General features: G+C 70.1%; 9 protein-coding genes and 1 tRNA gene. 8 read left to right on the top strand and 2 right to left on the bottom strand.

All coding sequences use genetic code 11. The annotated features are described in order from the left end of the window. The coding region (locus GA0115240_RS01140) for an enoyl-CoA hydratase-related protein (RefSeq protein ID WP_176724956.1) at nt 1-437 on the top strand (437 nt) is incomplete at its 5' end. Next, on the top strand, nt 425-1,048 hold the full coding sequence (locus tag GA0115240_RS01135; RefSeq protein WP_093734760.1) for a TetR/AcrR family transcriptional regulator: 624 nt from the start codon (nt 425-427) through the stop codon (nt 1,046-1,048). The genes GA0115240_RS01140 and GA0115240_RS01135, both read left to right, overlap by 13 nt. Nucleotides 1,049-1,111: 63 nt before the next feature. Here the strand turns inward: GA0115240_RS01135 and GA0115240_RS01130 are convergent, their stop codons facing one another. Then, nucleotides 1,112-1,717, bottom strand: coding sequence for a DUF1349 domain-containing protein (locus tag GA0115240_RS01130; RefSeq protein WP_256069396.1), 606 nt, complete (start codon nt 1,715-1,717; stop codon nt 1,112-1,114). A 157-nt stretch (nt 1,718-1,874) separates the two neighbouring features. Between GA0115240_RS01130 and GA0115240_RS01125 the strand changes: the two genes are divergently transcribed. Next, a complete protein-coding gene (locus tag GA0115240_RS01125; protein WP_093734759.1) occupies nt 1,875-2,150 on the top strand; it encodes a DUF6343 family protein in 276 nt (91 codons plus the stop codon). Between the two features lie 60 nt (nt 2,151-2,210). Here the strand turns inward: GA0115240_RS01125 and GA0115240_RS01120 are convergent. Then, nucleotides 2,211-2,284 (bottom strand) — tRNA-Met (locus GA0115240_RS01120). A gap of 296 nt (nt 2,285-2,580) precedes the next feature. Between GA0115240_RS01120 and GA0115240_RS01115 the strand changes: the two genes are divergently transcribed. The 5 genes from GA0115240_RS01115 to GA0115240_RS01095 all read left to right on the top strand — a co-directional run. Continuing rightward, complete coding sequence (locus tag GA0115240_RS01115) at nt 2,581-3,258, top strand: TnsA-like heteromeric transposase endonuclease subunit (RefSeq protein ID WP_346267909.1); 678 nt, start codon at nt 2,581-2,583, stop codon at nt 3,256-3,258. Then, on the top strand, nt 3,255-5,279 hold the full coding sequence (locus GA0115240_RS01110) for an integrase (RefSeq protein ID WP_237554509.1): 2,025 nt from the start codon (nt 3,255-3,257) through the stop codon (nt 5,277-5,279). The genes GA0115240_RS01115 and GA0115240_RS01110 overlap by 4 nt, the downstream gene beginning before the upstream one ends. Nucleotides 5,280-5,382: 103 nt before the next feature. After that, nucleotides 5,383-6,513 (top strand): AAA family ATPase, encoded by a 1,131-nt coding sequence (locus tag GA0115240_RS01105; RefSeq protein WP_256069395.1) that lies wholly within the window; start codon nt 5,383-5,385, stop codon nt 6,511-6,513. Further along, nucleotides 6,510-6,797: a TniQ family protein gene (locus tag GA0115240_RS01100; protein ID WP_093734757.1), complete on the top strand. Its 288-nt coding sequence runs from the start codon at nt 6,510-6,512 to the stop codon at nt 6,795-6,797. The genes GA0115240_RS01105 and GA0115240_RS01100 overlap by 4 nt, the downstream gene beginning before the upstream one ends. Next, a partial coding sequence (locus GA0115240_RS01095; RefSeq protein WP_093734756.1) for a TniQ family protein occupies nt 6,794-8,691 on the top strand: 1,898 nt, incomplete at its 3' end. The genes GA0115240_RS01100 and GA0115240_RS01095, both read left to right, overlap by 4 nt.

Raw genomic sequence — 8,691 nt, 5'->3', positions numbered from 1 at the left:
CCCGGGCCGGCGGTCTGGGCCTGATCGCCGCCTGCGACCTCGCGGTGGCCGGCGCCGGGGCGACTTTCGCCTTCACCGAGGCCAGGCTCGGTCTCGCGCCGGCGGTGATCTCGCTGCCGGTGCTGGCCCGCGCCGATCCGCGGGCGGTCGCCCGCTACTTCCTCACCGGCGAGACCTTCGGTCCCGGGGAGGCGGTCGGCATGGGACTGGTGACCGCCCCCGACGAGGCGCTGGACGCGATCCTGGACGGGCTGCGGTCCGGCTCCCCGCAAGGACTCGCCGAGTCCAAGGCGCTCACCACCCGGCGGCTGCGTACCGCGCTCGACGAGGGGGGCGCGGACATGGTCGCGGTCAGCGCCCGGCTGTTCGCCTCCGCCGAGGCGGCCGAGGGCATGTGCGCGTTCCTGGACAGGCGCAGGCCGTCATGGACCTCGTGACCGACCGGGCCCCGAAGCAGGACCGCAGCCGCGCCACCCGGTTGCGGGTGCTGGAGGCCGCCGTGGCGTGCCTGGCCGAGCACGGCTGGTCCGGCAGCACCCTCGCGGCGGTGTGCGCCCGGGCCGGTGTCTCCCGCGGGGCGGCCCAGCACCACTTCCCGACCCGCGAGGAGCTCTTCACCGCGGCCATCGCGCATGTGGCCGAACAGTGGCTGACCGCGGTACGCGACCGGGCCCGCGCCCTGCCCCGCGAGGGGCCCGACCGTACGTACGCGGTCGTGGACATGCTGGTGGCCGTGCACACCGGGCCGCTGTTCCGGGCCGCGCTCCACCTGTGGGTCACCGCCGCCGAGGAGGAGGCGCTGCGGCCCCGGGTGCGGTCCCTGGAGTCGCGGATCGGCCGCGAGTCCCACCGGCTGGCGGTGGAGTTCCTCGGCGCCGACGAGTCGGTGCCCGGCGTCCGGGAGACCGTGCAGGCGACCTTGGACATGGCCCGCGGCCTGGGCCTGGCCAATCTGCTCACCGACGACTCGGCCCGCCGGACCCGGATCGTCCGGCGCTGGTCCCAGATCCTGGACGCGGCGCTGTACGGGCCGCCGGGCGCGGGCTGAGGCGGGCCGGGCCGGTGCGGGGGTGCCAGCGCGGGGTTGCCGCCCCGGTGCCGGGTTGCCGCCTCAGTGCAGGGAGGCGTCCGCCGGGCCGGTGGCGAGCCGGGTGAAGCGGACTCGCAGGTCAGCGCGCTGCGGGGAGCAGCAGAACAGGCCGGCCACGGCGGCGGCCTCCGGCGCGAGCCAGGCCAGCCGGACGGTCCGCCAGGGCCCGTCCGCGCACCGGGCCCGCACCGTCACGGCGTCGCCCGCCCGGCTGACCCGCACGGTGACCTCGCGGCCCGCCCACTGCGGCACCGGGGCCAGTGACCAGTCCGAGGTGCCGCGGGTGACGACCGCGCCCAGCTGCGGCTCGCCGTCGGACACCTCGACGCCCGCTTTGACCCAGGTCTCGGCGTCGACCCGGACCAGGGCGCCGGCCTGGTCGTACAGCTCGTCGAAGTCGGCGATGAAGCCGACCTCCAGGGCGCTGCCCGCCGGGAAGGGGACGAGCAGGGCGTGGCCGTCGTCGCGGACGAAGCCGTAGCCCGTGGTGCGCCAGAAATCACTGCCCTCGCGGGTGGTGACCAGCAGGTCGGCGCCGTCCTCGGCGACCGCGGCGGGCGGATTGAGCCAGCTGCCGGCGGACCAGGCGAGGTCGTGCTCGGTCGGCGGGGTCACGTAGGGAGCCACGCCCAGGCACCCTACGCGCCCGTGCCGCCGCGCGCCCCGGAGTTTTTTTCCGCCGGGTCCGGCGTTGGCTGCCGGGGCCTGGAGCCGGGCGGGGCGGTCCGCGGAGTTAGCGCCCGGCGCCGTCCTGGGGGACGCTGGAAGCTGGGAGGTGACGCCTATGCGCAGAAGCGGATCAGAACCCACCCAGGCCCGCAGCCCGCTGCGGCTGCGGCTCGGACTCGCCTTGTTCGGAGTGGTCTGGGGGGCCGGCGCCGCCTTCGGATTCGCCTGGGCCGGGGAGCCGGGGTGGGCCGCCCTGCTGGCCTTCATCGGTTTCCTGGCCGCTGTCGACGCGGTGCTGGTGATCCGGCGCTTCCGCCAGGGCGCGCGCTACCAGCCGGGGCGGGACGTCCCGCCGTACGACCCGCACGAACGGCACAAGCGGCGGCGCTGACCCGCGGCAGTGAGCAGCATGCGGAAGGGCCCGGCGCTCGGCGCCGGGCCCTTCCTTTTGTAGCGGGGACAGGATTTGAACCTGCGACCTCTGGGTTATGAGCCCAGCGAGCTACCGAGCTGCTCCACCCCGCGTCGGTGAACACCACTCTACGGGCTGCCGACACGGAAACCAAATCGTTTACCGCCACCTTTGTAGGTTCCGGGTCTCCGTTAGCACTGTCGGTCGATCTTTAGCAGCCGGTTAGCAATCCTGCGGTCTCGTTAGCACTGCCGGTGATCGGTCGTGGTCGGCTCGGGGAACTCCGCGGTCATCTGCCCCCGGATACCGAGCGACTTCCTACGGTCAGTGCATGGTTACAAAGCGTACAGGCGCTTGGGCTGGTGGTCAGGGGCTCGCGACGGCTTCGATTCGGTACGAGGACGACTCGGTGTGCTGCGTGGAGGTCAGCGGGCTGCGCCGAGGCAGTTTCGATGGGTCCGTGCCGTGGCGTCGGGTGAGGTCGGCGAAGGGCCACAGGCACCATCCCGGGGAGTACGCGTCGGCGACAACACGTGGCTTGGTCGTCTACGAGAGCCGGCGGCTGGAGCTGGCTCGGCTGCTGCTGGCGGACTTCGACCCGCAGGTGGTCGGCATCTACGCCCAACCGTGCCGTCTGCGGGCTCGGGTGGGCGGGCGCTGGCGGCTGCATGTACCGGACTTCCTGCTGGTCCTGGCGGACGGCAACGTGCGCGTGGTCAATGTGAAGCCGGCCGACCGCCTGTTGGATCCGAAGATCGCGGAGGCCCTGGCCTGGCCAGGGGAGCTTGTGGAGGGCCACGGCTGGCAGTACGAGGTCTGGTCGGGTGCGGATCCGGTGCTGTTGGCGAATGTGCGGTTCCTGGCCGCTTACCGGTGGGCGGGGGTGGTTCCGGACGAGGAGATCCAGCGGGCCTGGGAGACGGTGCGGGACGGGGACCCCCTCGCGGTCGCCGAGCGGCGCCTGGCGGCGGGCCGCCCGGTGGAGGACGTGCGGCCCGCAGTGCTCGCCCTGGTGTGGTCAGGGCGGCTGTCAGTTGATCTGACGCGGCCGGTCGATGGTGACTCTGTGCTGCGGAGGGCGATGTGAGCAACTGGACGGTTCCGTTGCGGGCGGGGCTCGCGCTGAGTTTCCAGGGAGAGCAGTTCACCGTGTCCGAGGTGCAGGGCCGCCAGGTCCTGCTTCAGCAGTCTGGGCTGGGGGGTACTCGGTGGAGGCTGGTCGATGTGGCGGGTCTGCTGGCGGACCCGAGCACACAGTTGCTGGTCGAGCTGCCGGACGAGGAGGAATCGGCGGCCGTGGCTCTGGGGCTGCTCGACGAAGCGGAGGAAGAAGCGGTAACACAACGGTTCCAGCACGTTCAGGAGGTTCGCTTCGGCTACCGGCTGGGGTCGGTCGAATTGGCCCTGGAGGGGGAGCCACGGCCGGACTACGCTCCGGGCGTCTCGATGATGCACCGCTACCTGGCCAAGGCCGAGGAGCTGGGGGTGGGCGAGAGCACGATCCGGCTCTGGGTCACCCAGGTGAAGAAGTCCGGGCCGGCAGGGCTGCTGCGGGTGAGTCGGCACCGCAGGAAAGCCCAGGACAGGGTCGATCACCGCTGGCTGGACGTGGCCCGGACGGTCGTGAGCAGTTACACCGACGACAGCCGCCCGGTCCGCGCTCTGGTGCTGCTGGAGATCGAGGAGCGTGTCGCCGCCGAGTACGGGCGAGGCACCGTCAAGATCCCTCCTCAGTCCGCCGGCTATGAGGTGCTGCGCGAGTTAGACGCCGGTACGAACGCGTTCACGGGCAGCACCAAGGGCAAGCGCTCAATCGCGAACCGGCCCCAGACCGTCTACGGTCGCCTGCGAGCAACCCGGCCGGGGGAGTTCGTGCTGCTGGACACCACTCGGCTGGACGTATTCGCGATGGAACCGGTGACCTGCCGCTGGGTGCAGTGCGAGCTGACGGCCGCCATGGACCTCTATGACCGGTGCATCACGGGGATCCGGCTCACTCCGGTGTCGACGAAGGCGGTCGACGTCGCTGCGGTGCTCTACGAGACGGTGCGACCGCGTCGGGATGCCTCTGCGGAACGGGCACTGCCCTACGTCGGTGTTCCTTCCACGGTGGTTGTGGATGCGCGAAAGCTTGTGGACGTGAAGGGCACGCCGCTGCCTTCGGTCGCGGCCGAGACGATCGTCTACGACCACGGGAAGGTCTACCTGTCCAATCACCTTCGCAGCGTCTGCACCCGTCTCGAGATCTCGCTCCAGCCGGCCCGGCCGTTGACCCCGACGGACAAATCGCCGATCGAGCGCTGGTTCAAGACCCTCAACCAAGGTCTGCTGGCGGCGCTTCCCGGCTACAAGGGCCCCGACGTCCACAGTCGCGGCCTGTCCGTTGAAGACCACGCCTTCTTCTTCATCGACGAGTTGGAGACGATCATCAGGCAGTGGATCGACCGGATCTATCACCGCAGGCACCACAAGGGACTGGTCATCCCGGAGATCCCCGGCCTGAAGCTCAGCCCGCTGGAGATGTTCGACCACGGCGTCGCCCGGGCCGGCAACCTGCGCATTCCGGCTCGGCCGAACTTCGCCCTGCACTTCCTCGAGCAGGTCTGGTGCACGATCCACCACCACGGGGTGGAGCTTCACGGCTTGCGTTACAACGGTGCCGGGCTGGACGGGCTGCGGCACCAGACTAGCTCCTACACCGGGGTCAGCCAGGGCAAGTGGCCGGTCTCCGTGGATCCGGGAGACATCCGGTGTGTCTACTTCCAACGGCCGGACCGCTCCTGGCATGCCCTTGAGTGGGAACATGCGCCCGCCCTGAACGGGCCGGTCAGCCGAGAAGCCCTGCGCTATGCGCGAAAACTGGCCCTTCAGACGCATCCTTCCCCGACACAAAGCGGGCCTTGGTGGAACTGCTCGAGCGCTGGGGAGCCGGTCTCACCGGAAACCGGGCCGAGCGCCGGACGGCCGTCCGCCTGTCCGAGGACCGCCTCCGTCTGGTCGGCACTGACGAGCTCGAGGATCTGCAGGATCCCCTGCAACTGCCCGCGCTCAAGGCGCTCGCGGCCCTGGAGACCGCACCACCGCAGGACGGCGTCGACGACGGCCTGAGTGGGGAGGACGACGAGGACGAGGACCTGGAGGCCCCATTCCCGGGCGAGACGGACGTGGCGATCGACGAGGATGACTACTACGCGGACACCTGGGAGAGCCGGTGAGCTTGGAGGACACGGGAGGCGTGTTCGAGGGCGGCGACCGCCAGTACGCGCTCACCCGCCTGTCGGGCTGGCTGGAGATGGTCTACGGCCCGGACCGCGTCCAGCCGACCCGGCTGACGCGGAAGCAGATGAGCGGCCTGTCCCGGCTGGACCTGATGCGCTACAACGACAGCCGGGCCGTCTGGCACGCGAATCTCGGGCCGATCAAAACCCCGCAACTGATCGGCCTGCACAGGGACCTCAAGGAGATCGTCGATTCGAATCGGCAGGACGGCGACAAGGCCAAGCCGGCGGCCCTGCTCGACGCCTACCCGGGCATCGGGAAGAGTACGGCAATCCGCGACTTCGCCCGCGACTTCCACCGCGAGCAGGTCCTCTTGCGCGGGGAGACCACCCGAGACGGCCACCGACGGGTCCCGGTCGTCTACATCAACCTGACCGGCAACACGCAGATCCGCGGTCTGAACGCGGCGATCTGCCGCTTCTACGGGCTGCCGACCGGCGGTGACGCGGATACCCTCGCCGAGCGCGCGGTCGACGCGGTCCTGAGCATGACGACAGCGGTGTTCGTCATCGACGATGTCCACTTCCTCGCACCAGGGAAGTCCTCAGCGGTGCGGATGGCCAACCATCTGAAGTTCCTGTCCAACGTGTTCCCCGTCACTCTGCTCTATGTCGGCGTCGGCGTCGCCGACCGCGGGATCCTGCGCGAGGGCCTGTCACCGCAGCAGGCCCTCCTCGCGCAGTTCGGGCGGCGCACCACCCCGCTGACCCTGCGTCCCTTCCAGATCGACGACGACCTGGGGCGGAAGCAGTGGCGGGTTCTCTTGAAGACCATCGAGAAGGAGATCGTCCTGGCGGAGAAGCGCCCGGGAATGCTCGTCGACCTGGCGGACTACCTCTTCGCACGCACCACCGGGCACTTCGCGTCGCTGATGGCGCTGATAAACCGGTCCTGCCTGCGAGCGGTCCGCTCTGGCGAAGAGAAACTCGGCAAGGATCTGATCGACAAAGTGAAGAACGACGACGCCGCCGAAGACGCCCGACGCGAACTCGAAGCGGCGATCGAGGCCGGCCTCCTCAGCACCCGCCCCGGAGGCCCGGCCCGCAAGCGGCGGTCCGCATGACCTGGACCACCGACCGTCTGCCGATCGCTCTGCACCCGCAGCCGGGCGAGGCCCTGGACAGCTGGATCACCGCCTACGCCAGACGCCTGCACACCAGAGGCCCGGAGTTGCTCAGGCACATGGGGGTCACCCGGGTGCCGACTGCGCTCGTGACACAGCTCACCACAGCGGATCCCGACATCATCGCCCAACGCTCCGGGATTTCTGCGGAGCTCTTGCACGGCATGACGCTGGACCCCCACGTCAGCCCCGCGCGTTCCTGCCCTCGAATGCCTGGGCGTTGACCGCGGCTTGGCGGCCCCTTCGCACTGGCAGCCGCTATTGCCCGGACTGCCTGGAGGAGAAGGGCGACCGCTGGCCACTGGCCTGGCGACTGCCCTGGACGTTCGCCTGCCAGCAGCACGGGTGTCTGCTGATTGACTTCTGCCCTGGGTGCCACGGCCGGCCGCGCATTACGGCTTCGCGGGCATCGGAGATCCGCCGACCGGGCCGCTGCACGCGCCTGATCAACACCGGCCGCGACCTGCGGACCTGCGGACAGCCGCTCGCCCTGGCAGCGGCTGCCGCGCTGCCCCGAGACGGGGTCATCCTCGGGGCACAACGGCACGTCGCCGCTCTTCTGGAACAGCTGCCCAAGATTGAACACGCCTCCTTCGGGAGCCCGCTGCACGACCTCTACGTGCTGGGCTGGCGGTCGCTTCGCGCCCTTCACCTCGGTGGTCCCGCGCCCGACGCCGTCCGGGCCGTGCTGGACGAATGCGGTCACGACCCCGACAGGTTCTCCCTCAAAGCCGTCCCCACCACCGACCAGCTGGCCATCGGCAGCACGCTCGGCATGCTGTCGACGAACTCCCATTCGCAGACCGCCGCTGAACTTCTCACCTGGATCGTTCGCGCCGATCATGGTTCTCCTGGCCGGCGCCTGCAGCAGTGGCGCAGCGTCAGCTCGCGGCTGGTCGCAAGGGTGCTCGGGGACGCCGACAGCGATCTGCCGATCCAGCGTCGACTGCGCTACCGCTCTGCAACACGGCAGCCGACCGAACCTGACCTGGGCGAGTCCAGCGTCCGCCAGCGCGCGAAGAGCGTTCCGTCGCTGCTCTGGCATGGATGGAGCATTCGGCTGCTGCCCACTGCGGCTCTGGACCCCCGGACCCGGGACGACTACCGGCGCACATGCGCCGCCATGCTGCTTCTGCCCGGAGCGCAGGTCGGCTTCCTCCAGGCCGCCCGCATGCTGGGACTTGACCCTCGGCTCCCCTCCCGCGCCGCCTTTCCGAAAGTGGTCACCCAGCCGGACCACGCGACCATCATCGCGTCCTGTCTCGGACAACTGGCCACCCAGCTCGACCTGAACGGCTGCCCGATCGACTACGCCCGACGCCGGGCTCTGTTCACCAGCGACACGATCAGCCTCGACCTCGACGCCTATGTCCGGCTCTGCCGACGCGAAGGCTGGTCGCGCGGCGGGAACGGCCGCGTCCAGCGGCTTCGGTGGGCACTACTGAGCCTGCTACTGGGAGCGCACGCGGACCTTCCCGATGGGATGGTCCTGCATGACCGCGACGAGTTCCGCCTCAAAATGCCACCGCTGTTGCGGTCCTTCCTCATCGACCAGGCCACCGACAACCTCACCCATCACAAGATCCACGAGCCCGTCCTCTGGGAACCGCCTGGCGACTGGTGCCAAGAGCTTGCCTGGCCGGGCAGCAGCCCGGACGCCGTCTCGAACGCCGGGTTCGCCGCCATGGCGGCAGCGGGCACTCAGGTCGAGGACATCGCCTACGCACTGCATCTGACCGCGGAACACCTCCGGCTCTACTGCGACGCCACCGGCAACACCGCGCCACCGCCCGGCCCAGCAGTCCCTGGCCTCGGCCGCCGAACACCCCGACGCGGGCTCCTCGACCCGGAATACCTCCGGGCCGCCCACACCAGCGGAACCCTCAACCAGAGCCTGATCGCGCGCAGAGCCGGATGCAGCCCCGCGACGGTTCAAAATGCCCTGGAGGAAGCCGGAATCCCAGCCTCACCACGTCCCCAGCCCCTGAGCCATCAGATCACTCGCGCAGAACTGGAACATGCCTACCTTCACCAACGCCGGAGCATCCCCGACATCGCCGAGCAGTTCGGCCTCGACAGGCACCGCCTGAACCTCCTGGCCAAGAAGTGGGGCATCCC

It is taken from the genome of Streptomyces sp. DvalAA-14, from assembly GCF_900091855.1.
Lineage (GTDB): Bacteria > Actinomycetota > Actinomycetes > Streptomycetales > Streptomycetaceae > Actinacidiphila.
This window is presented reverse-complemented; position numbering and strand designations above follow the sequence as displayed.